We start from the raw sequence: 1,032 nt of genomic DNA on the forward strand, positions 1-1,032 counted from the left end.
TGCGCGGCATGCCCCGGCGCGTCTTCACCTATCCCGCCGATATCGGCTGGGACTGGTTCAATCTGATCTCCACCATCGGCGCCTTCATCTTCGCCTCCGGCGTCGCCCTTGTGGTGATCGACGTGCTGCGCCCAAAACACCGCCAGCCGAAGGGCGCGCAGAACCCCTGGAACTCCGGCACGCTGGAATGGATCAGCGAGCCGGAGGAAAAATGGGGCGTGCGCTCCATCCCGATCATCACGAGCCGCTACCCGAGATCTGGGACCAGCCCAGCCTGATCGAGGACATCAAGGCCGGCCGCGGTTACCTGCCCGACGCCAAGGACGGCGCGCGCGAAACGCTCGTCACCTCGGTGCTCGACGCAAAACCCATCCAATGCCTGCGCGTCGGCGGCACGTCGATCCTCACCATCGTTGCCGCTTTTTCGCTCGGCGGTGTCTTCATCGCGCTGACTTTCCACTGGTGGATCACGACAATCGTCTGCGCGATCATGACGCTCGCGGCGATCATTGCCCGGCTCTGGACTGGCACAGCCGTCATCCCGAAGGAGGAGATGCGCGACGTCGGCCTCGGCGAGACGCTCCCGCTCTATACGTCGGGGCCGCAATCGGTCGGCTGGTGGGCCATGTTCATCACCATGGCAGGCGACGGCACGGCCTATGCCAGCCTGATGTTCGGCTACTTCTTCTACTGGACGATCCACGAGGATTTCACCGCCGGCCATGCGGGTCCCGGCATGCTCTGGCCGCTTACCGCCGCCGGCCTCTTCACGCTCGCCTGGGCGGCCATGCTTGTCGCGCGGCGGGTCAATGAAGCCGACCGGCGCGGCCTCACCCGTCTCGCGCTCGTCGTCGCGACGCTCCTGGCGCTCGCCGCTTGTTGCGCGGGGCTTGCCGGGCCCTATCTCACCAGCATGGACCCGACCGTGCATGTCTATCCGGCGATCGTCTGGGTCGTCGCCCTCTGGACCGTCGTGCATGGCGGCGTCGGCATCATCATGCAACTCTACTGCCTCGCCCGGAACCTCGCAGG

At 66.1% G+C, this 1,032-nt stretch carries 2 pseudogenes; both read left to right on the top strand.

Going from position 1 to position 1,032, the window contains the following annotated elements:
• Window positions 1–278, top strand: a pseudogene (locus tag J2Y63_RS35435) (cytochrome ubiquinol oxidase subunit I); the annotation flags it as partial.
• Window positions 212–1,032 (top strand): annotated as a pseudogene (locus tag J2Y63_RS35440) (cytochrome ubiquinol oxidase subunit I); the annotation flags it as partial. The pseudogenes J2Y63_RS35435 and J2Y63_RS35440, both read left to right, overlap by 67 nt.

The organism is Shinella sp. BE166, from assembly GCF_051201095.1.
Lineage (GTDB): Bacteria > Pseudomonadota > Alphaproteobacteria > Rhizobiales > Rhizobiaceae > Shinella > Shinella lacus.